General features: G+C 73.3%; 18 protein-coding genes. 14 read left to right on the top strand and 4 right to left on the bottom strand.

What is annotated here, in order from left to right:
- The first annotated feature begins 8 nt into the window (after positions 1–8).
- The 8 genes from AB0I49_RS04875 (at position 9) to AB0I49_RS04840 (ending at position 11,705) form a co-directional block, all read left to right on the top strand.
- Positions 9–3,836, top strand: a complete 3,828-nt coding sequence (locus tag AB0I49_RS04875; protein WP_363225395.1) for a hypothetical protein — start codon at positions 9–11, stop codon at positions 3,834–3,836.
- Positions 3,837–3,895: 59 nt separating this feature from the next.
- Complete coding sequence (locus AB0I49_RS04870) at positions 3,896–4,333, top strand: phage tail protein (protein ID WP_363225394.1); 438 nt, start codon at positions 3,896–3,898, stop codon at positions 4,331–4,333.
- A complete protein-coding gene (locus AB0I49_RS04865; protein ID WP_363225393.1) occupies positions 4,333–5,079 on the top strand; it encodes a LysM peptidoglycan-binding domain-containing protein in 747 nt (248 codons plus the stop codon). Before AB0I49_RS04870 ends, AB0I49_RS04865 begins: the two co-directional genes overlap by 1 nt.
- Complete coding sequence (locus tag AB0I49_RS04860; RefSeq protein WP_363225392.1) at positions 5,079–6,980, top strand: VgrG-related protein; 1,902 nt, start codon at positions 5,079–5,081, stop codon at positions 6,978–6,980. Before AB0I49_RS04865 ends, AB0I49_RS04860 begins: the two co-directional genes overlap by 1 nt.
- 141 nt (positions 6,981–7,121) lie before the next feature.
- The gene (locus tag AB0I49_RS04855) at positions 7,122–7,529 is read left to right on the top strand and encodes a GPW/gp25 family protein (RefSeq protein WP_362159256.1); all 408 of its coding nucleotides are present in this window, start codon (positions 7,122–7,124) and stop codon (positions 7,527–7,529) included.
- Positions 7,529–9,484, top strand: coding sequence for a putative baseplate assembly protein (locus AB0I49_RS04850; protein WP_363225391.1), 1,956 nt, complete (start codon positions 7,529–7,531; stop codon positions 9,482–9,484). The genes AB0I49_RS04855 and AB0I49_RS04850 overlap by 1 nt, the downstream gene beginning before the upstream one ends.
- A 6-nt stretch (positions 9,485–9,490) precedes the next feature.
- Positions 9,491–10,096: a phage tail protein gene (locus tag AB0I49_RS04845; protein WP_363225390.1), complete on the top strand. Its 606-nt coding sequence runs from the start codon at positions 9,491–9,493 to the stop codon at positions 10,094–10,096.
- A complete protein-coding gene (locus AB0I49_RS04840; RefSeq protein WP_363225389.1) occupies positions 10,089–11,705 on the top strand; it encodes a hypothetical protein in 1,617 nt (538 codons plus the stop codon). The genes AB0I49_RS04845 and AB0I49_RS04840 overlap by 8 nt, the downstream gene beginning before the upstream one ends.
- Positions 11,706–11,778: 73 nt before the next feature.
- Here the strand turns inward: AB0I49_RS04840 and aspS are convergent, their stop codons facing one another.
- A complete protein-coding gene (gene aspS, locus AB0I49_RS04835) occupies positions 11,779–13,542 on the bottom strand; it encodes an aspartate--tRNA ligase (RefSeq protein WP_363225388.1) in 1,764 nt (587 codons plus the stop codon).
- 135 nt (positions 13,543–13,677) lie between these two features.
- Between aspS and AB0I49_RS04830 the strand changes: the two genes are divergently transcribed.
- Entirely contained in the window at positions 13,678–15,825 is a 2,148-nt protein-coding gene (locus AB0I49_RS04830) for a SpoIIE family protein phosphatase (protein WP_363225387.1), read from the top strand.
- Here AB0I49_RS04830 and AB0I49_RS04825 read toward each other — a convergent pair.
- Complete coding sequence (locus AB0I49_RS04825) at positions 15,774–16,865, bottom strand: AI-2E family transporter (RefSeq protein WP_363225441.1); 1,092 nt, start codon at positions 16,863–16,865, stop codon at positions 15,774–15,776. The two genes, AB0I49_RS04830 and AB0I49_RS04825, sit on opposite strands and share 52 nt — an antisense overlap.
- 191 nt (positions 16,866–17,056) lie before the next feature.
- Here AB0I49_RS04825 and AB0I49_RS04820 point away from each other — a divergent pair, with 191 nt between their 5' ends.
- Entirely contained in the window at positions 17,057–17,965 is a 909-nt protein-coding gene (locus AB0I49_RS04820; protein ID WP_363225386.1) for a hypothetical protein, read from the top strand.
- Positions 17,966–18,020: 55 nt separating this feature from the next.
- A complete protein-coding gene (locus AB0I49_RS04815; RefSeq protein WP_363225385.1) occupies positions 18,021–18,290 on the top strand; it encodes a hypothetical protein in 270 nt (89 codons plus the stop codon).
- Between the two features lie 86 nt (positions 18,291–18,376).
- On the opposite strand, the gene AB0I49_RS04810 is transcribed toward AB0I49_RS04815, so the two are convergent.
- Together AB0I49_RS04810 and AB0I49_RS04805 are read right to left on the bottom strand one after the other, a co-directional pair.
- Positions 18,377–19,330 carry a pirin family protein gene (locus AB0I49_RS04810; protein WP_363225384.1) on the bottom strand — a complete coding sequence of 318 codons (954 nt, stop codon included), beginning with the start codon at positions 19,328–19,330 and terminating at the stop codon, positions 18,377–18,379.
- Between the two features lie 167 nt (positions 19,331–19,497).
- A complete protein-coding gene (locus AB0I49_RS04805; protein ID WP_363225383.1) occupies positions 19,498–19,977 on the bottom strand; it encodes an SseB family protein in 480 nt (159 codons plus the stop codon).
- Between the two features lie 140 nt (positions 19,978–20,117).
- Here AB0I49_RS04805 and AB0I49_RS04800 point away from each other — a divergent pair, with 140 nt between their 5' ends.
- From AB0I49_RS04800 to AB0I49_RS04790, 3 genes are all read left to right on the top strand, one after another.
- Positions 20,118–21,950: an acyl-CoA dehydrogenase gene (locus AB0I49_RS04800; RefSeq protein WP_363225382.1), complete on the top strand. Its 1,833-nt coding sequence runs from the start codon at positions 20,118–20,120 to the stop codon at positions 21,948–21,950.
- Between the two features lie 213 nt (positions 21,951–22,163).
- Positions 22,164–23,495, top strand: a complete 1,332-nt coding sequence (locus AB0I49_RS04795; RefSeq protein ID WP_363225381.1) for a M18 family aminopeptidase — start codon at positions 22,164–22,166, stop codon at positions 23,493–23,495.
- Between the two features lies 1 nt (position 23,496).
- The gene (locus AB0I49_RS04790; protein ID WP_363225380.1) at positions 23,497–25,647 is read left to right on the top strand and encodes a BTAD domain-containing putative transcriptional regulator; all 2,151 of its coding nucleotides are present in this window, start codon (positions 23,497–23,499) and stop codon (positions 25,645–25,647) included.
- The last annotated feature ends 89 nt before the right edge of the window (positions 25,648–25,736 follow it).

Below are 25,736 nucleotides of genomic sequence, written 5' to 3'. Positions count from 1 at the left end.
TGCCGCCCGTGCAGCGAGTCCTCGGCGCGGTGAACCCGGTCGTCGAGACCGGCTTCACCGCGTCGCTGGCCTCGCACCGCGACCCGTCCTTCGGCGGGGAACTGGGGCACGACGTACGGGCCTCCGCGCCCGGCGGGACGGTCGGCGGAGTGATCTCGCGGGTGACGGCCATGCCGAGTGCCGCGCCGGCTGCCGACCCGAGCGGTGGGAGCGGAAGCGTGCTGCCCGCGCTGCCGGTCCTGCCGGTGGCCCGGCGCGGCCCTACGGACGGCCCCGCCGACCCCGAACCCCCGGAGCCGCGCTCCCTGCGCACGGCTCCGGTCCAGCGGGCCGCGGCCCGCGGCCTCACCACGGCGGCCCCCACCGCCGTGCCGCGCCGTCTGCCGACGGCGCGGCCCACGAACGTCCCCGCTCCGGGCCACACCACCCGGTCGGGGACCGCGGCCGCCGACGCGCAACGCACCGCGCCGGTGGCCGAAGCCCCTGTCGCCGTACGGCCGACCACCCCCGTATCGGCCGTGCGGCGACAGGCGGCGAACGCGGACGTCCCCGCCGAGCCCTCGACCTCCGGTCCGGCCCCGGGCCCCGCTGTGCAGCGGCGCACCACGGACGGCGGCGAGACCGGGCCCTCCGGTCCGTCCCCCGTTCAGCGGAAGACCTCCCCCGCGCCGCCGCCGCAGACGGGCCCGCCCGCGGGCCCCCCGATCCAGCGGCGTCCGATGGCGGGCGGCTCCGCGCCGATCCGCGCCGTGGACGCGCCGTCGGCTCAGCGGCGGGAGCCGGGCGACGGCTCGGGCCAGTCCAGCCCGACCGGTCCGACCGACACGCCTGGCCGGGTCGGGCCGGCTATTCAGCGCCGGGCGGCGGGCAATGCGGCGGGGCCGGGCGGCCCGGCCGTACGGCGACGGGCCGCTTCGGGCGGCTCCGCTACGGGCGGTACGTACGGGCCTCCGGCCTCGGGCGAAGCGGCGCGGCAGGCGAACGCCCTGGGCGGGCCGAACTCTGGTGCCGACGCGACGGGGCCGGGCGGTCCCGCCGTACAGCGGCGCGCGACCACGGGCCAGACCGCCGGCGGCGCCCACGGCGACGGCAGCCCGGCCGCACAGCGACAGACACCAGGCGCCGCCACGGGCGGCCCCGACCCGGCCGGGCCCGGCGGTCCGGCTGTGCAACGGCGGGCGACTACGGGCAGCTCCACCACGGGTGGGGGCGCTACGGGCGGTTCTGCCATGGGCGGTCCCGCTGCGGGCGGCCCGCACGGGCAGTCGGCTTCGGGCGACGCGGCGGGCGGCCCGGCCGCTCAGCGGCAGACGGCTGGCAGTGCCCAGGGGCAGTCCGCTCCGGGCGATGCGACAGGCGGCCCGGCCGCGCAGCGGCATGGCTCGGGTGGCCCGGCCGTACAGCGGCAGGCGACTACGGGCGGTGCCCTTGGCGGGTCGGCCACCCGGTCCTCCGGTGGCGCCCACGGCGACAGCGGCCCGGCCGCACAGCGACAGACACCGGGCGCCGCCATGGGCGGCCCCAACACGACAGGGCCCGGCGGCCCCGCCGTACAGCGGCGCGCGACTACGGGCGGTGCCCCTGGCGGGTCGGCCACCCGGTCCTCCGGTGGCGCCCACGGCGACAGCGGCCCGGCCGCACAGCGACAGACACCAAGCACCGCCACGGGCGGCCCCGGCACGACCGGGCCCGGCGGCCCCGCCGCACAGCGGCAAGCACCCGGCAACGCCCTGGGCGGCCCCAACACGACAGGGCCCGGCGGCCCCGCCATACAGCCACGGGCTGCGACAGGCGGTACGCACGGGCAGCCGGCTTCCGGCGGCAACGCCGCCGGCACCGCGGCGGGCCAGGGTGGTCCGGCCGTACAACGTCGGACCACGATCGGCGGCACCCCGGCCCCGTCGGCTTCAGGCGACGGGCCGAGCCAGATCGGTCCCGCCATACAGCCACGGGCCACGACCGGCGGCAGCCACGGCCAGTCGGCTTCCGGCGACACGGCGGGTCACGGCGGCCCGGCCGTACAGCGCCGGGCCGCGACGGGCGGTACGCACGGGCAGTCGGCCCGGTCCGCCGGTGGCGACCGCGGCGACGCGACGGGCGGCCCCGCCGTGCAGCGGCAGACACCGGGCAACGCCCTGGGCGGCCCCACCCCGGCAGGGCCCGGCCCCGCCGCGCAGCGGCAGACACCCGGCAACGCCGCAGGGCCCGGCGGGCCCGCCATACAGCCGCGGGCCGCGACGGGCCGCGGCCTCGACCAGTCGGCTGCGCCAGTACAGCGGCGTACCGCCGGCAACCCGGCCTCGCCCGCCGACGCGGCAGGGCGGTCGAGTACGGGCGGAGCCCACGGCAACCCCGCCTCCGCCGCCGACGCGGCAGCGCCAGGCGGCCCGGCCGTACAGCGACGGGCGGCGTCTGGCGGGCCCCACGGCAACACGGCCCCGGCCGCCGAAGGCGACGCGTCGGCGAACCGTTCCGGGGCGACGCGCCCGGCCGGCTCCCAAGACGCCACGGCACCGGCCGTACAGCGGCGGCCCACGACGGGCGGCGCCGCGCCCATCCACACCAGCCGGACCCCGGACAACAGCACCGGGGACTCCGCCGCTTCGGCCGTACGCGCCACCGAGCCCCAGCCGTCCGCGCCCTCGGCAGGACCCGCCGTCCAGCGCCGGTCGGCGGCGAGCGGCGAAACCGCTCCGTCTTCGACGGGACCGGCCATTCAGCGCCGGCCCACGACCGGCGGCGCCGCGCCCATCCACACCAGCCGGACCGCGCCCGACGGCGCGGCCCCCGCACGGTCGGCGACGACGGACGGTGCCACGTCGGCACGCGCCGCCGAGGCCCGGACCCCGGCGGGCCCCGCCGTCCAACGGCAGCCGGCGACCGGCGCCGCGAACTCCATCGCCCCGGCGATCCAGCGCCGACCGGCGACGGGCAGCGACGCCGCGCCCGTATGCGCCTCCGGACCCCAGCCCCCGACGGCCCCCGCTGTTCAGCGGCGGGCCGCCGACACCGCCTCCCCGGCTCCCGGCGGCGACGCCCCGGAGCAGAGCGGACCGGCCGCCGTGCAGAAGCGGGACGCCACCGGCCCCGCGCCCGTACGGGCTCAACGCACCCCGCCCAAGCCCGTCGTCCAGCGGCGCGCCACCATCGGTGCCCCCGGCAACCGGCTGGAGTCCGCGCATGACGCCGCCGCGGTCGGGCGCGCGCTCCAGCCGGAGACCGGGGCGCGGCCGGTGGTACGGCCCGTGCAGCGCGCGGCGGCGATCGCGCCGCCCGTACCGCCCGTACCGCCCGTACCGCGCGAGCCCGCCCCCGCCGAAGGCAACGGCCCCGGCCTGGCCCAGGCGACCGCGCCCCTCGTCCAGCGCCGGACCGACCCCACCATCAGCACCATCGATACCGTCAACACGGCAGCCGCAACCGCCGCCGCCCCACCGCAGCCCGCCCCCGTCGTCCCCCTCCGGAAGCCCGTAGCACCCGCCGCCGTGCCCGCGCCCGTGCAGCGGCGCGTCGTCGAGGTGCCGGTGGCGTCGCCGGCCCCGGCGCCCGCGCCCGCTCCCGAGCCGGCGCCCGTTCAGCCGCCGCCGGAGCCGCCGGAGCAGCGGCGGACCGCTCCGCCGCCACCGCCGCCGGCGCCCCGGCCCGCGCCCGCGCCCACCCCCGCGGGGAGCGCGTCGGCATCGGCCGCGAGCAAGCCGGAGCCCGTCACCGCGCCCACCCCAGCCCAGCTCGACGACCTGGCGCGGCGGCTCGTCGCGCCGCTGTCGCGGCTGCTGCGGGCCGAGCTGCGCATGGACCGCGAGCGCATCGGGCGGCTGCGCGACCGCGGGCGCTGAGCGCGCCGGCTCCACCTCCATCAGCCCCGCCCCGTACCAGCTAGCGAGAGAACCCACGCATGCCGAACACCCAGGATCCCGGCTCCACCGTCTTCTTCAAGCTGACCATCGACGGCCAGGACCTCGGGCTGTTCAACGGCTGCGAGGGGCTCGCCTCCGAGGTCGAGGTGGAGCAGCGGCAGGAGGGCGGCAACAACGGCTTCGTGTGGCAGCTGCCGTCCCGCGTGACGTTCTCCACCATCCGGCTGACCCGCCCGCTGACCGCCGAGACGTCGCGGGTGGCCGCCTGGATCTCGTCGATCGCCACCGGCATCAGCCGGCCGACGGCGCAGATCGCGGCGCTCCGCGCGAACGGTTCGATCGTCGCGCAGTGGGGGCTGGTGGAGGTGCTGCCGGTGCGCTGGCAGGGGCCGAGTCTCAATCCGGAGAGTCCGAGCGTGGCGACCGAGACCCTCGAGATCGCCCATCACGGTTTCACTGACGCGGGAGGTGCCTGATGGCCGCGCCCACCGGCGGCAAGGCGGGAGCGAGCCTGGTACGGGCGTCGCTCGCGATCCATCAGCCCCCCACCGACCTGGGCGGGTCGATGGGCGGGAAGATCGGCGAAGTGGAGTTCCAGTTCAACCCGACCCAGCTCCAGATGGGGCGCGAGGCGGAGTGGCAGACCCGGCAGGCGGTGGCGTATATGCGCGGCGCGCCGCCCAAGTTCACCGGCACCCGGCCCGCGACGCTCCAGCTGGAGGTGTTCCTGGACGCGTCCGGCGCCCCGAAGTCCGGCAAGGTGCAGAAGCAGGTGGAACTGCTGCTGTCCTGCTGCGAGGTGACGTCGCAGAGTTCGCAGTCCAAGCGGCCGTCGCCGCCGTGGGTGCGGTTCTCGTGGGGGTCGTTCAACACGGTGCAGTTCATCGCGTACGTGACGTCCGTCAACGCGAACTACACGCTGTTCAACCCGACCGGCGAGCCGATCCGCGCGGCCTGCACGCTGTCGCTGACCGAGGTGGCCATGTCCACCAAGGGGCAGAACCCGACGTCCGGGGCGCTCTCCGCGCGCCGGATCACCCGCACCGTGGCGGGCGACTCGCTGGCCTCGCTGGCCTACCGCGAGTACGGGGACGCGACGCGCTGGCGGGTGATCGCCGAGGCGAACGGCATCGACGACCCGATGCGGCTGCGCCCCGGCACCGAACTGCTGCTGCCGGCCGCCGACGAGGTACGGGCGCCGGACCTGGCCGAGGAGGACTGATGAGCGAGAAGACCTTCACCACCGTCCTCCACGCGGAGATCGGCGGGGCGGTGCTGACCGACAAGCTGGCGGCCCATCTGATCGAGGGGTGGGTGGACGCGAGCGTCAACGTGCCCTCCGCGTTCCAGCTGACGTTCGACGACTCGGGCAGCGACATCCTGAAGAAGTTCCCGCAGATCAAGGTGGGGGCGAAGGCGAAGCTCAGCCCGTTCACGGACGGCAGGCGCGGCGACCCGATGCTGACCGGCGAGGTCACCGCGCTGGAGGCGGACGTCGACGCGGGCGGCAAGTCGCTGGTGGTGCGCGGCTACGACCTCGGCCACCGGCTGCTGCGCAACCGCCGTGTCGAGGGGTACCCGAACATGACGGCCGGGGACATCGTCAAGCGTCTCGCCGGCAAGAACGGCCTGACCACCGGCAAGATCGACTCGACGCCCACGGTGTACGAGCTGGCCACCCAGCCCAACATCACCGACTGGGACTTCCTCTCCCGGCTCGCCGCCGAGAACGACGTCCACCTCTACTTCGACCAGCACGGCAAGCTCCAGTTCACCGATCTGCCGCCGGCCTCGGGCGCGCCGTCCGACACCACTCCGGCCGCGCAGTCCCCGTACGTGCTCGAATTCGGCCACAACACCACCCAGGCGCGGGTGGCGGTCACCGCGGCCGGGCAGGTCAAGCGCGCCTCGGCACGCGGCTGGGACATGCGGGCCAAGCGCTCGCTGTACGCCGACTCCCCGGCGACGAAGAGCGAGGACATCGTCGCCGACATCACGCCGGGGAAGGTGTCGACTCCGTTCGGGTCGTCCGAGCTGACCGGGACGCAGACTCCGTACACCACGTCGGGGCAGGTCAAGCACGCCGCGAAGGCGCTCGCCGACGACGTCGCGAACTCCTTCGCGGAGCTGGAGGTGGCGATCACCGGCAACCCCGAGATGCGGCCGGGCCACCCCGTCGCGCTCAAGGGCGCCGGTTTCCCCTTCGAGGGGAAGTACACGGCGACCGGCGTCCGCCATGTCTTCGAGTCGGGGCGGCCGTTCACCACCTGGCTGCATGTCTCGGCGCGGCAGTTCCGCTCGCTGTACGGGCTCGCCTCGGGCGGCTCCGAGGAGACGCCGACCATGCCGGGCGTGGTCGTGGCGCTGGTCAGCAACGCCAAGGACCCGCTGAAGCTGAACCGGGTGAAGCTGACGTTCCCGTGGCTGTCGGACACGTACGAGAGCGACTGGTGCCGGGTCGCGCAGTTCGGCGGGGTCAAGGGCGGCGGGCTGCTGATGCCCGAGGTCGATGACGAGGTGCTGGTCGCCTTCGACCGGGGCTCGCTGGAGCACCCGTACGTCATCGCGGGCCTGTACAACGGGAAGGACAAGCCGACCCCCGACCCGGACGGCCTCGCCCCGGTCGACGGGCTCAGCGGCAAGGTCAACTGGCGCAGCCTGACCTCCCGTTCGGGGCACACGCTGGAGCTGGTGGACGCCAAGTCGAAGATGAAGAGCGGCATCCGGCTCCAGACGGGCAACGGCAGGCTCGCTGTGCACCTCGACGAGATCCAGACGAGCGTGAGCATCCTGGCCGACGGCAGCGTGCACATCAGGGGCACCGGCAACGTCGGCATCACGGCCGGCGGCAATCTGTCGCTGAAGGCCGGGGGGGCGATCAGCATCACCGCCGGGGCCGCGGTGGACATCAAGGCGGGGATGAAGTTCGGCGTCACCGCGGGGGCCGAGGCGGACATCAACGCGGAGGGCGCCGTGAACATCGAGGGAGGCGCCGCGGTGGAGATCCAGGCAGGCCTCACAGCCGGGATGAAGGCCGACGGACCGGTGACGCTCACCTCGCCCATGGTCGTGGGTATGGAGACGCCGGTGGTGGTCGTCAACAACGTCCCGCTGCCGATCTGATCCATGCGATCTGCCTGACCCGTCCGATCCGTCCGATCCGTCTGACCCGTCTGATCCGGAGGAAGAAATCCGAGTCCATGTCCGAGACTGAGCGCCGACCCGAGACTGAGTGCCTATCCGAGCCTGAGGGGGCCACGGCAGATGAGTGAGCAATTCGTCGGTGCGGGCTGGGCGTTCCCGATGCGCACGGATGTCTCCGGCGGCATCGCGCTCGTCCGCCGCGAGCGCGAGATCGAGGAGTCCATGCGGCTGGTGCTGGCCACCGCGCCGGGCGAGCGGCCGATGCGGCCCGAATTCGGGTGCGCGGTGCACGATCTGGTCTTCGCGCCGGTCAACGAGGCGACGGCCGGGCGCATCCGGTACGAGGTGCGGCTGTCGCTGGACCGGTGGGAGCCGCGCATCGAGGTGCTGGACGTGACGGTGAGCCCGGCGCCGGACGACCCGTCCGTGCTGTACATCGACGTGCGGTACGCGGTGCGCGGCACCAACAACCCGCGCTCCCTCGTCTTCCCCTTCTACGTGATCCCGTCCACCGAAAGCGACGTCTGATGGCCCTGCCCGCCCCCCACCTCGACGACCGGCGCTTCCAGCAGTTCGTCGACGACGCCAAGCGCTACATCCAGCAGCGCTGCCCCGAGTGGACCGACCACAACGTCTCGGACCCCGGCGTCACCCTCATCGAGGCCGTCGCGCACATGGCGGACCAGGTCGTCTACCGCCTCAACCGGGTGCCGGAGAAGAACCACCTCGCCTTCCTCGACCTGCTGGGCGTCAACCTCTTCCCGCCCGCCGCGGCCCGCGCGGCCGTCACGTTCTGGCTCTCCGCGCCGCAGGACGAGCCGGTCGTGCTGCCCACCGGCACGGAGGTGGCGACCAACCGCACCGAGTCCGAGGAGGCGGTGGCCTTCGCGACGGAGGACGATCTGACGATCGTGCCGTGCGAGCTGGAGACCGTGCTGCGGCAGGAAGCCGGATCCTCGCCCGAGGACCGCAGCCAGGACATCTTCGGCGGCGACGACGTGCCGGTCTTCGGCGAGTCGCCGCAACCCGGCGACATGCTGCTGTTCGGGCTGTCGGCGGCCGTCCCGCGGTGCGTCGCGGTGCTGAACCTCGACAGCCGGGTGGACGGCGTCGGCGTCGACCCCCGGCAGCCGCCGCTGTGCTGGGAGGCGTGGACGGCCGACGGCTGGATCGAGTGCGAGGTCGACGAGGACTCCACCGGCGGCCTCAACCGGCCCGGCGAGGTCGTGCTGCACATCCCCTCCGGCCATCTGCTCTCGCGCGTCGGCCGCCGCGAGGCGGGCTGGCTGCGCTGCCGGGTGACGGAGGCCGCGCCGGGCCAGCCGTTCTACAGCGCCTCGCCGACCGTACGGGCCGCGTCCGCGTTCACCATCGGCGGCACGACGACCGCCGCCCACGCCGAGGTCGTCCAGGACGAGTCGCTGGGCGAGTCCTCGGGCGTGCCCGGCCAGCGGCTGCGGCTCGCGCACGCGCCCGTCGTCGGGGACCACCCGCCGCTGCTGCTGGAGGTCTCGGAGGGCGACGGCTGGCAGGGCTGGGAGGTCGTCGGCGACTTCGCGCGCTCGGGCCCCGACGACCGCCACCTCACCCTGGACGCGGCCACCGGGGAGATCGCCTTCGGCCCGTCCGTACGCCAGGCGGACGGCGAGGTGCACCAGTTCGGCGCCGTGCCCGCGAAGGGCGCGATGATCCGCGCCACCCGCTACCGCACCGGCGGCGGGCGCGGCGGCAATGTGGCGCGCGGCGCGATCCAGGTGCTGCGCAGCTCCATCCCGTACATCGCGCGCGTCGTGAACCGGGAGGCCGCGCGCGGCGGCGTCGACGGCGAGACGGTCGAGGAGGCGAAGGTACGGGCCCCCATCGCGCTGCGCGCCCAGGAACGGGCCGTCACCGCGCGGGACTACGAGGAGCTGGCGCGCCGCGCCGCGCCCGAGACCGCCCGTATCGCCTGCCTCGCGGCGGACCAGCACGACCACGGCGACAACGCGGTGCGGGTCCTCGTCGTCCCGCAGGCCGTCTCCGACCGCGGCGGCCGGCTCCGCTTCGAGCAGCTGGTGCCCGGCGACGAACTGCTGGGCCGGGTCACGGAGTTCCTCGACGAGCGCCGCCCGCTGGGCACCCGGCTGTCGGTGGGCCCGCCGTTCTACCAGGGCGTCACGGTCGTCGCGACGCTGCACTCGTTCCGCGCCGCGCAGGCCGAGCGGGTACGGGCCGAGGCGCTCGACGCGCTCTACGACTACCTCGACCCGCTGACGGGCGGCGCGCACGGCGAGGGCTGGCCGTTCGGCCGGCCGCTGCGCTCCGGCGAGATCTTCGCGGCGCTCCAGCGGGTGCCCGGCGTGGAGCTGGTGGACGAGGTGCTGCTGCACCCCGCCGACCCGCTGACCGGGCGGCGCGGCGACGCCACCGACCGCATAGAGCTCGCGCCGTCGGCGCTGCTCTTCCCCTTCGACCACCGCGTCCGCGTGATTGAGGCCCGGTAACCGACGATGACGACACCGATCGAGGCGGCGCCGCCGCCCGCCTACCGGGGCTCGGTCGACGGGCTCGGCACCCCGTACCCGCTCGGCGACCAGCTCCCCGGCATCTACGCCGAGGACGATTTCGCGCTGCGCTTCGTCGAGGGCCTGGACATGGTGCTGGCGCCGCTGTTCAACGTCCTGGACTGCCTGGAGGCGTACTTCATGCCAGCCCTCGCGCCGGACGACTTCATCGACTGGCTGACCACCTGGGTGGGCGCGGAGCTGGACGGCACGGAGCCGGTGGCGCTGCGCCGCCACGCGGTGGCGACGGCCATCTCCCTGCACCGGGTGCGGGGCACCTACCAGGGGCTGTCCGACGCCGTGCGGCTGGCGTTCGGCGTACGGCCCGAGATCACGGAGAGCGGCGGCGCCACGTGGTCGGCGCGTCCCCTGGGCGCGTTCCCCGGCACGCCCGAAGCGTTTCTGAAGGTGACGCTGTACGTCCCGGACGCCGCGGCGGTCGACGCCCACCGGCTGCACGCCATCGTCTCCGCGGCCCGCCCCGCGCACCTCCCTTTCACCGCCGAGGTAGTTTCGGCCCCCGCCGATCCGAAGGGATCCGACCATGTCTGACGCCCCCGCCGCCGCCTGCCCGGACTGCGGCACCCCGGCGCGCCAGGAAGGCCAGTCCTTCTGCGACTCCTGCGGCGGCTTCCTGCGCTGGGACTCCTCCCCGGCCACGTCGCCTGCCGACAGCTCCCCCTCGAAGAACACGCCGGAGGTGGACACGGCCCCGCCCCCGAGGCAGGCCCCGGCCCCGAAGGACGGCGGCACCATCCAGGGCGGGCGGCTGGCCCCGGCGGACGGCCCGGCCAGGGGCCCGGCCTCCGGCCCGTACTCCGGGCGGAAGTCCGGGGAGTCCGGCGGCGGTACGGACGCGGGGCCGGGAGCGGGGGCGGGCTCCGGCCCGCAGGGCGGTCCGCACGGCTCGCACCCCGCTCCGGCGGCCGACCCGCGCTCCGGCCCGTACGCCGAGCAGGCGCCCGGCCCGGCCGGCCCGCCCGCTTCCGCGCCGCTGCCCCCCGCGGGCCCCATGCCGGGCGCGGCGGCTCCGGGCGCGGCCGGCGGAGCGGCTCAGCAGGGGCAGCCCGGTTTCGAGGACCCCGACACGGAGTCCACCATTCCGCTGCCCCCGGCGCCCGGCGACCGGCGCGCGCGGCGGGACGCCGACGACGACTGGCCCATGGCGCAGAACGCCGCCGAACCCGCCGAACCGGCCCAGCACACACCGCAGACACCGCAGGCCCCGGAGGCCCCGGAAACGCCCACCGCGCCGCCCGCGCAGCCCGGCGCCGACTGGGAGCCGCACCGCCCCGCGGAGCCCCCGAACCGGTCCGACACCGCGATCCGCGCGCTGCTCGTGCCCGTACCGGACGCCACCCCGCCGTCCGCCCCGCCGGAGGCCCCCGGCTCGGTGCTGCCCGGCCGCCCCGAGACGCAGCGGCCCCGCGTCCGTACACCGGGCGTGCCCGCGGCCGACTTCGGGGACCCCTGCCGGTACTGCAGCACGGTGAACCCGCCGCGGCGGCACTTCTGCCGGCAGTGCGCCAGCCCGCTCTCGGACGAGCGGGACGCGATCGCCGAGGGCCCGTACGCCGGTCAGCGCCCGCGGCTGCACCGCGAGCACGGCCGCTGGGTCACCCGCGTCCTCCTCACACTGCTGCTGGTCGGCGTGATCGTCGGCGGCATCTTCGGCGGCCCGCCGGCCGCCCGCGCCATTCAGGACCACTTCGCCAAGCGGGTGCCCGTGCACCCCACGTCGTGGGCGGACAAGCACCACTCGCCCAAGCACGAGCCGGAGAACGCCGGCGACGGCTACTCCAACACCTGGTGGGGCACCGGGTACGCGGGCGACTCGGCGGGCCAGTGGATCGAGGCGCGGTTCCAGCAGCCCACCGACCTGCTGGCGATGCTGGTCACGCCGGGCTCCTCGGCCCGTTCGGCGCAGTCCGCGGACGAGGCCCGCCCGATGGACTTCGACCTGATCGTGACGGACTCCGCGGGCAAGACGCACACCTCGCACCACACCCTCAACGACGGCGGCGTGCAGAAGATCGACGTGCGGGTGCGCGACGCGGTCACCGCGCGCTTCGTCATCCGCTCCGCGTACGGCACGGGCAAGGACAAGCAGGTGGCCATCGCCGAGCTGGAGTTCTTCCGCCGCGCGACGAACTCGAACTGATCCGGCACACGGAGAGGCCCCTGAACCGAGCGGTTCAGGGGCCGTCTTCCGTGCTTTTCCGTGCGTGCCGGTACTACTTCAGCGGCGGCTTGCGCAGCGACAGGTGCAGCTCCTTCAGCCGCGCCTCGTCCACCTCGCTCGGCGCGCCCATCAGCAGGTCCTGCGCGTTGCCGTTGAGCGGGAACGCGATGGTCTCGCGGATGTTGGGCTCGTCCGCCAGGAGCATCACGATGCGGTCCACGCCCGGGGCGATGCCGCCGTGCGGCGGGGCGCCGAACTTGAAGGCGCGGAGCATGCCGCCGAACTCCGCCTCCACGGTCTCCTTGTCGTACCCGGCGATGGCGAACGCCTTGTACATGACCTCGGGCTCGTGGTTGCGGATCGCGCCGGAGGACAGCTCGACGCCGTTGCAGACGATGTCGTACTGCCAGGCGAGGATGTCGAGCGGGTCCTTGTTCTCCAGGGCCTCCAGGCCGCCCTGCGGCATGGAGAACGGGTTGTGCGAGAACTCGATCTTGCCGGTGTCCTCGTCCTTCTCGAACATCGGGAAGTCGACGATCCAGCAGAACCGGAACTCGCCCTCGACGAAGTGGCCGGTGCGCTTGGCCGCCTCGACGCGGACCGCGCCCATGATCTTGGAGACCTCGTCGAACTCGCCGGCGCCGAAGAACACCGCGTGGCCGGGCTTCAGGTCCAGCGCCTCGACCAGCGACTTCACGTCGTCCTCGGTGAGGAACTTGGCGATCGGGCCGGACAGCGCGTTCTCGTCGCCGACGCGGACCCAGGCCAGGCCCTTCGCGCCCTGCTGGACGGCGAAGTCACCCATCTGGTCGAAGAACTTCCGCGGCTGCTCCGCGGTGTCCGGCACGGCCAGCGCCCGTACGTGCTTGTCGGCGAACGCCTTGAAGCCGGAGCCGGCGAAGACGGAGGAGACGTCCACCAGCTCCAGCTCGGCGCGGAGGTCCGGCTTGTCGGAGCCGTACTTCAGCATCGACTCGCGGAACGGGATGCGCGGGAACGGGGAGGTCACCGTGCGGCCGCCGCCGAACTCGGTGAACAGCTCGGTCATGAGCTGCTCGATCGGCCCGAAGACGTCCTCCTGCTCGACGAAGCTCATCTCCACGTCGAGCTGGTAGAACTCGCCCGGCGAGCGGTCGGCGCGGGCGTCCTCGTCGCGGAAGCAGGGCGCGATCTGGAAGTAGCGGTCGAAGCCCGCGATCATCAGCAGCTGCTTGAACTGCTGCGGGGCCTGCGGCAGCGCGTAGAACTTGCCGGCGTGCAGCCGGGAGGGGACCAGGAAGTCGCGGGCGCCCTCGGGGGACGTCGCGGACAGGATCGGGGTCGCCATCTCGTTGAAGCCCAGCGCGGTCATCTTGTGCCGGATGGCGGAGATCACGGCGGTGCGCAGCATGAGGTTGCGGTGCATGCGCTCGCGGCGCAGGTCGAGGAAGCGGTATTCGAGCCGCCGCTCCTCGTTGACCCCGTCCTCGGCGTTGATCGTGAAGGGGATCTGCTCGGCGGCGCCCAGCACCTCGACGGCGGTGACCTCGACCTCGACCTCGCCGGTCGGCAGGTCGGGGTTGACGTTGTCCGCGCCGCGGGCGCTGACCCGGCCGTCGATGCGGACGACGGACTCCTTGGTCAGCGAGCCCAGCGCCTCGTTGGCGGGGGTGCCGGGGCGGGCGACGAGCTGCACGAGGCCGTAGTGGTCGCGCAGATCGATGAAGAGGATGCCGCCCAGATCACGACGATTGTGCAGCCAGCCGCTCAGCCGGACGTCGGTGTCGACGTCAGCCGCACGGAGCTCGCCGCAGGTGTGGGACCGGTACCGATGCATCGTTCATCCAAGTCGTCTGATCGGGGGCGGGTGGCCGGGGGCGGGGCCTGAGCTCGTCCACTACAGGCCAGTGTGCAAGCCTACCGTTACGCCCCTCGCTGGTATCCCTGACTTAAGTCCACATAAAGTGGGGCAATGCGCACCGAGGATGTCCTGGCCGCCGTCGCGACCGGCCTATGGCGCTGGAACAACGTCACGGGCCTCGTGAGCTTCGACGCGGAGGCGGCCCGGCTGATGGGGCTGGCCGCCGCGCCCGTGGAGGTGACCGAGTCCGCCGCGCGCGCCCGCTTCCACCCCGTCGACTGGGTCGAGGTCCAGGGCATCGTCAGCCTCGCCGTCGCCGAGGGCACCCTCGCCGAGGCCCGGCTGCGCGTCGTCGACCACGAGGGCCGGGTGCTGCGCACCGTGCGCAGCCGCACCAAGCCGCTCGCCGTCGACGGCTCGTACGAGCTCGTCGGCACCCTGGCGGAGGTCCCCGAGCCGCAGCCCGGCACCTCCGCCGCCCGCGCCCCCGTCACCGGCGACTGGCGGCGCAACCGCGAGGCGTTCCTGCTCGACGCGGGCCGGGCGCTCGCCGAGGCGCGGTCCACGGCCGAGGTGCTGCGGGTCGCGGCCGGGCTGTCCATGCCGGGGTTCGAGCCGGCCGGGCTGGCCGTCTTCGGCGTCGACGGCGACCGGATACGGGTCATCGGCCACCACGGGCACCGGCAGGGCGAGGAGGAGCCCTTCCTGGACATGCCGCTGGCCACGGACTACCCGGCCGCCGAGGTCATCCGCACCGGCCGGGCGATCTACCTGCCGGACCCCGGCGAGTACCGCCGCCGCTTCCCCACCACCTGGCCGCTGGCCGAGAAGTTCGACCGCCGCTCCTGGGCCTTCCTGCCGCTGATCAACGCGGGGCGCACCATCGGCGCCTGGATGGCCGGGTTCTCCATACCGGTCACGTTCAGCCCCGACGAGCGCTCCGTGCTGACCACGGTCGCCCGGATGCTCGCCCAGGCCCTCTCGCGCGCCAGCGTCCACGAGTCGGAGCGGGAGCTGACCGACGGGCTCCAGCGCTCGATGATGCCGACCGTGCAGCCGGACATCCCCGGCATGGCGGTGGCGGCCCGCTATGTGCCGACCGGCGGCGGGCTGGAGGTCGGCGGCGACTGGTACGACATGATCACGCTGCCGTCCGGGAAGATCGCCCTGGTCATCGGGGATGTGCAGGGCCACGACGTACGGGCCGCCGGGCTGATGGGCCAGCTGCGGATCGCGCTGCGCGCCTACGCCTCCGAGGGCCACCACCCGGACGCGGTCCTCTCCCGCGCCTCCCGCTTCCTGGCCGGCATCAACGACCTGGACGCCTCCGACACGGCTGCCGACCCGCGCTTCGCGACCTGCCTGTACATCGAGGTGGACCCCGGCACCGGCCTCCTCGACATCGCCCGCGCCGGCCACCCGGAGCCGGCGATCAGGCTGGTCGACGGCACGATGCTGGTACGGGCGACCGCGGGCGGCCTGCCGCTGGGCATCGACCCGGACACCGACTACCCCACCACCCGGATCGTCCTCGAACCCGGCGAGACGATGATGGTCTGCACCGACGGCCTCATCGAGACCGGCGGCCACGACCTGGAGACGGGCTGGAGCCGGCTCCGCTCCATCATCGAGGGCCACGACCTGTGGGGGACCGAGGGCTCCGGCGGCCTGGAGGCCCTCGCCGACGCGCTCGTACAGGCCGTGCACGGGCCGTCCTCGCACCACACCACGGGGCCGCTCGTGGACCGGCGCGAGGACGACATCGCGGTGCTGCTGCTGTGCCGCGAGGGCGGCAGCTGCGGCGTCGGCTCGTACGGCCAGGCCCCCGCGCCCGTCCGCCGCACCGTGCTGACCGTCGCCCAGGCCGAGCCCGAGCGCATAGCGGCGGCCCGCCAGCAGCTGCGCGACCTCATGCACGACTGGGCGGACGAGGACCAGGTCGACTCGGCGGTCCTGATGGTCTCCGAGATGGTCACCAACGTCCTGGTGCACACCGACGGGGACGCGCTCCTCGTCGCCGAGATCACCGGGGAGCACGCCCGGCGCCGCATCCACGTCGAGGTCTCGGACGCCAGCGACGACATGCCGCACCTGCGGCAGCCGGGCGAGATGGCGTCGTCGGGGCGCGGGCTGGTGCTGATGGAGCTGCTCGCGGAGACGTGGGGGGTGGATCCGCGGGGCGAGGGGAAGTCGATCTGGTTCGAGCTCTACGAGGGCTCGTCGGCCCCCGCGGTCCCCTCCGTGGAGCCCGCCGCGTAACGCTCCCGCAGCTCGGCGAAGACCCCGAAGGCGGCGGCCGTCAGCGGCACGGCCAGCAGCATCCCGACGATCCCGGCGACGCTCGCGCCCGCGGTGATCGCCACCATCACCACGGCGGGATGCATCTGCACCGTGCGGCTCTGGATCACCGGCTGGAGCACGTGCCCCTCCAGCACCTGCACGGCGAGGACCACGCCGAGCGCCCACAGGGCGATCACGAAGCCGCGGTCCGCGAGGGCGACGAGAACGGCCACCGCGCCGGAGATGAACGCGCCGAGGTACGGGATGTACGCGCCCACGAAAACCAGCGCCCCCAGCCCCACCGCCCCCGGCACCCCCAGGATCAGCAGCCCGACGGTGATGCAGACCGCGTCGATCAGCGCGATGACGGTCGTCCCCCGCATGAACCCCTCGACCGCCCGGAAGGCGCGCCGCGCGACGGCCTCCAGCTGCGGACCGCTCGACCCGGGCGCGAGGGATCGCAGGGTGGCCGCGGCCCGGTCCGAGTCCCGCAGGAAGAAGAAGGTCAGCAGCAGCGCGAGCACGGCAGCGGCGGCGGCCTGCCCCACGACGCTGATCCCGGAGAGCAGCCCGGAGGCGGCGGTGCCGCCGAACTTGCCGAGCCAGCCCTTGGCGTTGGAGGCCATGTCGTCGAGGGAGGTCCCGGCGGCCCCGAAATGGTCGGACAGCGAACGCGCCGCGTCCTTCAGCGAGGCCACGATCTCGTCGCCGGTGTCGATGAGCGCGCTGACCACGATGTACCCGGCGCCGCCGACGACGGCGACGAGCGCGGCGCAGGTCAGCCCGGCGGCCAGGGACCGCTGCACCTTCATGGCGACGAGCCGCCGGTAGAGCGGCCCGAGCAGCCCGGCGCCGAGCAGGGCCAGCAGCACAGGCGTGACGGCGGCCTTCAACTGCACGCACAACCACACCCCGACCGCCCCCACCGCGGCCAGCAACAGCACCACCACACACCAGGCCGCCACCCGCCGCACCCCATCAGGCAACAACGCCCGCCCGGCCTCCGCGTCGTTCTCCACCACCTCACCGGATCATGGGGGCGAGGCCGGGGCACGCGGGACGGTGCAGGCGGGTGATGGAGCGTCATATGCCGTACGTGCATGACACCTCCGAACGTTCCATCGAACCACCCGTCTGACCAGCCCACTCATACGAGTGATCACACGACGAACGCCGGTGATCGGTGTTTAAACGGTCCTACCGTCCGCTCATGGTCAACTCCTCGCACGAGGCGTCGCACCGGATCTTCCAGGACCGGCCCGAACTCGTGACCCCCGTCTTTCGCATCCTGGGCGTACCCCTGGCCGCGAAAGTAACCGTCGACGTACTCACCGGCGACGTCACCGAGATCCGTCCGCTGGAGCGGCGAGTGGACAGCGTGCTGCGCGTCGAACCGTCCGACGGCGGCGCGTTCCTGTTGGCCATCGAGGCCCAGGGCCGCCGCGACCCGGACAAGGCGGCGAGCTGGACGTACTACCTGGCCTATCTCAGCGCGAAATACGGCATCCCCGCCCTGCTCCTGGTCATCTGCCAGGACCGGGCAACGGCCCGCTGGGCGACCGGCCCCTTCCGAACGGGCGTGGAGGGCTGGACCGCCCTCAGCGCCCACCCGCTGGTCATCGGCCCCGACAACATCCCCGTCATCACCAGCCCCACCGAGGCGGCGCGCAACCTCGACCTGGCCGCCTTCTCCGCCATGACTCACGCAAAAGCCCCGGACGCCACGGCCATACTGGAAGCACTCGCGAACGCCCTGGGAACGGCCGAGTCGGCGACTCTGCAGTACTACACGGAAATGCTGGAGATCGGCCTGGGTGACACCCCGGCAAGAGACATTTGGAGGAACCTGATGCGCTTGGACCCCGACGCCCCCGGCACCTACTTCCCCGGCCGCGGCACCCTCATCGAGGAGACCTACCTGAAGGGGGAGGCCAAGGGAAAGGCTCAGGCAATTCTGCAACTCCTGGCGGCCCGTAACGTCTCCGTCCCCGAGCCCGCCCGGGACCGCATCACCAACTGCACCGACCTCGACACCCTGAACCACTGGTTCAACCGCGCCGTCACAGCCACCGACGCCGAGGAACTGTTCGCCGACGCGGACGTCGAACTCGGGCAGTAGCCGCCGCTCACCCCAGCCGCCTGGCCACCCCGGCGAGACAACATGGAGAAACCCGATGCCCCTGCCCGCCGACTTCCCCGGCACCTACTTCCCCGGCCGCGGCACGATCATCGAGGAGACCTATCTGAGGGGCAAGGCCGAGACCGAGGCCCAGTTGATTCTGCAGCTGCTGGAGGGCCGCGGCGTCCCCGTCCCCGAGTCCGTCCGCGAACGCGTCACCGGCTGCACCGACCTCGACACCCTGAACCGCTGGTTCGACCGCGCGATCACAGCCGCCAGCGCCGAGGAGCTGTTCACCGAAACGGAAGCCGCAACCGCGGAATAGCCGCCGCACACCCCACCCACAACACAGAAAAGGACCGCGCCTCCGAAGAGGCGCGGTCCTTTGCCGTCGTGCGGGGCAGGCGCGCGTCAGCGCTCCTCCGCCGGCACCGTCCCCAGCCGGCCCGCCTGGAAGTCGTCGAAGGCCTGGGCCAGTTCGGCGTGGGTGTTCATGACGAAGGGGCCGTAGTGCATCATCGGCTCCCGGATGGGGCGGCCGCCCAGGAGGACGACCTCGAAGTTGGGGCTGCGGGACTCCTGTGTCGCGTCGGCCTTGATGGTGATCGAGTCGCCGTTGCCGAAGACCACCGCCTGGCCCATCCGGAACGGGCGGCCCTCCGCGCCCGCGGCGCCGCGTCCGGCGAGCCCGTACGCGAGGGCGTTGAAGTCGGAGCGCCACGGCAGCGTCAGCTCCGCGCCCGGGGTGATCGACACGTGCATCATCGTGATGGGCGTGTGCGTGATCCCGGGCCCGGCGTGCCCGTCGATGTCGCCGGCGATCAGGCGCAGCAGCGCCCCGCCGTCGGCCGACGTGAGCAGCTTGACCTGGCCGCCGCCGATGTCCTGGTAGCGCGGCGCCATCATCTTGTCGCTCTTGGGCAGGTTGACCCACAGCTGGAGGCCGTGGAACAGCCCGCCGCTCATGACCAGCGACTCCGGCGGCGTCTCGATGTGCAGCAGCCCCGACCCGGCGGTCATCCACTGCGTGTCGCCGTCGTTGATCGTGCCGCCGCCACCGTGCGAGTCCCGGTGGATGAACGTCCCGTCCATGATGTACGTGACGGTCTCGAAGCCCCGGTGCGGGTGCCAGGGGGTGCCCTTGGGCTCCCCGGGCGCGTACTCCACCTCGCCCATCTGGTCCATCATGATGAACGGGTCGAGGTACTTGTAGTTGATCCCCGCGAAGGCCCGGCGCACCGGAAAGCCTTCGCCCTCGAAGCCGCTCGGCGCGGTCGCCACGTGCAGCACCGGCCGCTGCTCGGCGGCCGCCGGCGCGGCCACGCGCGGCAGGGTCAACGGGTTCTCCACGGTCACTGCTGGCATAACGGGCCTCCTCGGCTCTCGCCCCCAATTTAGTTGAACAGTGAACATCTAGCAAGGAGGGCGGTATTCCCCGCCGAGCGCGAGGAGGGAGCGAGAGGGGCCCGGACCACGCGAAAGGGCCCGCCGCTTCACGCGGCGGGCCCCGATAAGAGGCGGAACAGCAGGACCTATCCGTACATGCGGCGCATCGCGAAGTCGACCATCTGCTCCACCGACTTCGCGTCGAACACCATGCGGTGATCACCCTCCATGTCGAGCACGAAGCCGTACCCCGTCGGCAGCAGGTCGATCACCTCGGCACCGGTGATCACGAAGTACTTGGACTCCTTCCCGGCGTACCGCCGCAGCTCCTTGAGCGAGGTGAACATCGGGATCACCGGCTGCTGCGTGTTGTGCAGCGCCAGGAAGCCCGGATTGTCACCGCGCGGGCAGTAGACCTTGGACGTGGAGAAGATGCCCTGGAAGTCCTCGGCCGACATCGAGCCGGTCGTGAAGGCGCGTACCGCGTCCGCGAGGGACGGCGGCGACGGCTCGGGGTAGAGCGGCTGCCCGCCGTAGCCGCCGGGCTGCTGCGCATGCTGCTGCGGCGGCGGGGGCGGCGCGGCGTACCCCTGCCCCGCGCCCGCGTTCTGGTCGTAGCCGTACATGCCTACGAGCGTACCGAGCGTGCTGGGTCACAGTTGGCCCTTTGGGGGTTGCCTGTTATTACCCACGGGTAGCATCATGGTGGTTACCGATTGGTATGCATAAGAGATCACTGTCTCCCGAGCCTTACGGAGCCGTCGCCATGGGGCATTACAAGTCGAATCTCCGCGACATCGAGTTCAACCTCTTCGAGGTCCTCGGCCGCGACCAGCTGTACGGCACCGGCCCGTTCGCGGAGACGGACGTCGACACCGCCAAGAGCATCCTTTCCGAGATCGCCCGCCTCGCCGAGAACGAGCTGGCCGACTCCTACACCGACGCCGACCGCAACCCCCCGGTCTTCGACCCGGAGACCAGCACGGCGCCGGTCCCCGAGACCTTCAAGAAGAGCTACCAGGCGTACATGGACGCCGACTGGTGGCGGCTCGGCATCCCGGAGGAGATCGGCGGCACCACCTCGCCCCGCTCCCTGCTCTGGGCCTTCGCCGAGACCGTGCTCGGCGCCAACCCCGCCATCTGGATGTACGCCTCCGGCCCCGCCTTCGCCGGCGTCCTGCACGAGGAGGGCACCGAGGAGCAGCACGCCGTCGCGCAGCGCATGGTCGACCGCCAGTGGGGCTCCACCATGGTCCTCACCGAGCCCGACGCGGGCTCCGACGTCGGCGCGGGCCGCACGAAGGCCGTCCAGCAGGACGACGGCTCCTGGCACATCGAGGGCGTCAAGCGCTTCATCACCTCGGGCGAGCACGACATGTCCGAGAACATCATCCACTTCGTCCTCGCCCGCCCCGAGGGCCACGGCCCCGGCACCAAGGGCCTCTCCCTCTTCATCGTGCCCAAGTACGACTTCGACTGGGAGACCGGCGAGCTCGGCGAGCGCAACGGCGTCTACGCCACCAACGTCGAGCACAAGATGGGCCTCAAGGCGTCCAACACCTGCGAGATGACGTTCGGCGCCAACCACCCCGCCAAGGGCTGGCTGCTCGGCGAGAAGCACGACGGCATCCGCCAGATGTTCAAGATCATCGAGTTCGCGCGGATGATGGTCGGCACGAAGGCCATCGCCGCCCTCTCCACCGGCTACCTCAACGCCCTGGAGTACGCCAAGGAGCGCGTACAGGGCCCCGACCTCGCCGCCTTCACCGACAAGTCCGCGCCGCGCGTCACCATCACCCACCACCCCGACGTGCGCCGCTCGCTCATGACGCAGAAGGCGTACGCCGAGGGCATGCGCGCCCTGGTGCTCTACACCGCGTCCGTACAGGACGAGATCATCGTCCGGGAGGCCGCCGGCGAGGAGGCCGAGGCCAAGGCCGCGCACCGGCTCAACGACCTGCTGCTCCCCATCGTCAAGGGCTACGGCTCCGAGAAGTCGTACGAACAGCTCGCGCAGTCCCTCCAGACCTTCGGCGGCTCCGGGTACCTCCAGGAGTACCCGATCGAGCAGTACATCCGGGACGCCAAGATCGACACCCTCTACGAGGGCACCACCGCCATCCAGGGCCAGGACTTCTTCTTCCGGAAGATCGTCCGCGACCAGGGCCAGGCGCTGACCGCCCTCTCCGAGGAGATCAAGAAGTTCCTGGCCGAGGCCGCCGGCGGCGAGGACCTCGCGCCCGCCCGCGACGAGCTCGCCAAGGCCGCCGTCGACCTGGAGGCGATCGTCGGCGCGATGCTCACCGACCTCGCCGCCACCGAGCAGGACGTCAAGTCCATCTACAAGGTCGGCCTCAACACCACCCGGCTGCTGCTCGCCTCCGGCGACGTCGTCATCGGCTACCTGCTGCTCAAGGGCGCGGCCGTGGCCGCCGGCAAGATCGCGGACGCCTCCGCCAAGGACAAGGCGTTCTACGCGGGCAAGGTCGCCGCCGCGAAGTTCTTCGCGCACAACGTCCTGCCGCACGTCTCCGTCGCCCGCGCGCAGGCCGAGTCCGTGGACCAGTCCCTGATGGAGCTGGACGAGAACTCCTTCTGAGCCGGTTCCGAGCCGCCTCGCGAAGGGCCGCCACCAGGGCGCCGCCAGGGCGTCGCCGGGGCGTCACCAGGGGCTCTTACAAGCCATAAAACGGGCAGCTGACCGGAGATCCGGTCCGAAAACCGTCGGCAGTTCCCGCGGACGGGGTCCGATTCCCTCACAGAGGGGACCGGACCCCGTCCGTTCTCCTGTTCTGATCCTTATCCTGAGGCCATGAGCTCTGCGCACCGCTTCGACCGCGGCCACACCGACGACATGATGTCCTACCTCGCCGCGAGCCCGTCGCCGTACCACGCGGTGGCGAACGCGGCCGCGCGGCTGGAGAAGGCCGGATTCCGCCAGGTCTCCGAGACCGAATCGTGGACCCTGCCCGCCGGCGCGGCCGGGTCCGACGAGACGGCCGGCGGCAAGTACGTACTCAGAGGCGGCGCGATCATCGCCTGGTACGTACCGCGCGGCGCGACCCCGGCCACCCCGTACCGCATCGTCGGAGCCCACACGGACTCCCCCAACCTGCGCGTCAAACCCATCCCCGACACCGGCGCGCACGGCTGGCGGCAGGTCGCCGTGGAGATCTACGGCGGCGCGCTGCTCAACACCTGGCTCGACCGCGACCTCGGCCTCTCCGGCCGGCTCTCGCTGCGCGACGGCACCACCCGGCTCGTCAACGTGGACCGCCCGCTGCTGCGCGTGCCCCAGCTCGCCGTCCACCTCGACCGGTCCGTGCACGCCGAGGGTCTCAAGCTCGACAAGCAGCGCCACATGACGCCGATCTGGGGCCTCGGCGACGTCCACGAGGGCGACCTGATCTCCTTCGTCGCCGAAGAGGCGGGCGTGCCGGCCGCCGACGTCACCGGCTGGGACCTGATGGCCCACAGCGTCGAGCCCCCCGCCTACCTCGGCCGCGACCGCGAGCTCGTCGCCGGCCCCCGGATGGACAACCTGCTGTCCGTGCACGCCGGGACGGCCGCCCTCGCCGCCGTGGCCGGCGCCGCGGAGGCCGGCGGTGACCTCCCGTACATCCCGGTGCTCGCCGCCTTCGACCACGAGGAGAACGGCAGCCAGGCCGACACCGGCGCCGACGGCCCGCTCCTCGGCAACGTCCTGGAGCGCTCCGTGTTCGCCCGCGGCGGCGGCTACGAGGACAAGGCCCGCGCCTTCGCCGGCACCGTCTGCCTCTCCTCCGACACCGGCCACGCCGTGCACCCCAACTACGCCGAGCGCCACGAGCCGGGCCACCACCCGATGCCCAACGCCGGCCCCATCCTCAAGGTCAACGTCAACCAGCGCTACGCCACCGACGGCAGCGGCCGGTCCGTCTTCGCCGCCGCGTGCGAGCGCGCCGACGTACCCTGGCAGAGCTTCGTCTCCATCAACTCCATGCCGTGCGGCACCACGATCGGTCCCATCACCGCCGCCCGGCACGGGATCACCACCATCGACATCGGCGCCGCGATCCTCTCCATGCACTCCGCCCGCGAGCTGTGCGGCGCGGACGACCCACACCTGCTCGCCTCCGCGCTGAGCGCCTTCCTGGAGGGCTGATTTGGAGTTCTCACTACTGGGCCCGGTCGCTGTCTCCACCCAGTCCGGAGAGCTGCCGCTGGGCCCGGCCAAACGCCGCAGCGTGCTCGCCATGCTGCTGCTGCGCCCCAACACCACCGTCTCCGTCGAGCAGTTGACCGGATCCGTATGGGAGGACGAACCGCCCGAGCACGCCCGTACGGTCATCCAGGGCCATGTCTCCAAGCTCCGCGCCACCCTCGCCGACGGCGGCGCGGAGGCGTACGGCATCGAGCTGACCACCCGCGGCTCGGCGTATCTGCTGCGGCTGCCCGAGGAGTTGATCGACACCTACCGGTTCAGCGAACTGGTCAATCTGGCGCGCCCCGAGGAGGCTCCGGACGACGCCGTTCCGCTGCTCCGCGAGGCGCTGGCGCTGTGGCGGGGCCCCGCGCTCTCCGGCACCGTCTCCAGCCCGCCGCTGGCGGCCGCCGCGCACGCCCTGGAGGAGCGCCGGCTGACCGGCGTGGAGGCCCTGGCCGCCGCCCACGGCGCCCTCGGCGACCACAGCCGCGCCGCCGCGACGCTGCACTCGGCCGCCGTCGCCAACCCGCTGCGCGAGGGGCTGATCGCCGCCCTCATGCAGGCCCTCTACCGGGCGGGCCGCCAGTCCGACGCCATCGACTGGTACCACCGCACGCGGCGGCTGCTCTCCGACGACCTCGGCGTCGACCCCGGCGAGCAGCTCCGCTCGTCGTACGAGCAGATCCTGCGGGCAGGCGGCCCGCCGGCTCCGGCGCCGTCGTCGGCTGCGTCCGCTGCGTCCGCCGCGTCGAAGCAGGCGCCTACCCGGCCGGCCGCGGGCGGGCGTCCCGTACGGCCCGGTGCGGGCGGGCAGCCGGGCGGCGGGCGCGCGCCTGCCGCCGATCCCCGGATCGCGGCCGGTACGGGCCGCCCCGGCGCGGCGGCCCGCGACCCCAGGACGGCGAGCGGCACGGGCTACGGCCCGGAGCAGGTTCAGGGACAAGGACAAGGACAAGGACAAGGCCAGGGGCAGCAGCAGGGGTACGGCTACGGTCAGGGCCAAGGCCAAGGCCAAGGCCAGAGCTACGGTCCGGGCCAAGGCCAGGGCATGCGCGTAGCGGCGCCGCGTCTGCTCCCGCGGCCACCGGCCGGATTCCTCGGCCGTGAGGAGGAGTTGGCGGAGATCACCAGGCTGGCGCTGCCCGGCGCCGCCACCGGCGCGCCGCTGCCGCCGGACGCGGACAGCACCGTGGTGCTCGTCACCGGCCCCGCCGGGGTCGGCAAGACGGCCTGCTCGGTGCGGTGGGGACACACCCACGAGGCGCACTTCCCCGACGGGCTGCTCTTCGCGGACCTGCGCGGGTTCGGGGAGGGCGACGAGGCGGCGCCGATAGAGGTGCTGAGCGAGTTCCTGCTGGCGCTCGGCACCCCGCCGGACCGCATCCCGACGTCGCCGCAGGCGGCGGCAGCGCTGTACCGGTCGCTGGCGGCGAACCGCAGGCTGCTCGTCATCCTCGACAACGCCAGCGGCTCCGCGCAGGTGCGCCCGCTGCTCCCGGCGGGCCCCGGCTGCACCACCCTGGTCACCAGCCGCAGCAGGCTGGACGGGCTGGTCGCCACGGACTCCGCCCGGCCCGCGCGGCTGCATCCGCTCGCGCCCGCCGACGGCGTGGCGCTGCTCGGCGCGCTGCTGGGGCAGGAGCGGGTCGCCGAGGACCCGGAGGCGGCGCACGAGCTGGCGGCGCTGTGCGACGGGCTGCCGCTGGCGCTGCGCGCGGCGGCGGCGCAGCTCACGGCCCGCCCCCGGTGGCGGCTGGCGCGCCTGGCCACGGCGCTGCGCGACGAACGCCGGCGCCTCGCGCTGCTGTCCGCCGAGGACACGGGGGTGGCGGCGGCGCTGCGTACGTCCGTGGCGCGGCTCTCGGCGGACGACGCGCGGCTGCTGCGTTCGCTCGGCACGAGCTTCACGCGGGTCGTGGACGCCTCGGCGGTGGCGGCGCTGGACGGGGCCGACCCCGATGTGACGCGGGACGGGCTGGACCGGCTGGCGGAGATGCACCTGATCGACGAGGAGGCCACCAACCGCTATGTGATGAGCGACTTGGTGAAGCTCTTCGCCCAGCGCAAGGAGAAGAAGGAAGACCGGGAGGAAGAGAAAAGAGAGCCCTGACCGGCCCTGACCTGGGGCTTGAAGGGTTGTTAGCGGAGCATTAGCGCAGCGGCAGCGGTGCGGAAGCGCCCCCGGCCAGGATTGGTGTC

It is taken from the genome of Streptomyces sp. NPDC050617 (genome assembly GCF_040654795.1).
GTDB lineage: Bacteria > Actinomycetota > Actinomycetes > Streptomycetales > Streptomycetaceae > Streptomyces.
Note: the sequence above shows the minus strand (reverse complement) of the source record. Positions and strands in the feature narration are given on the sequence as shown.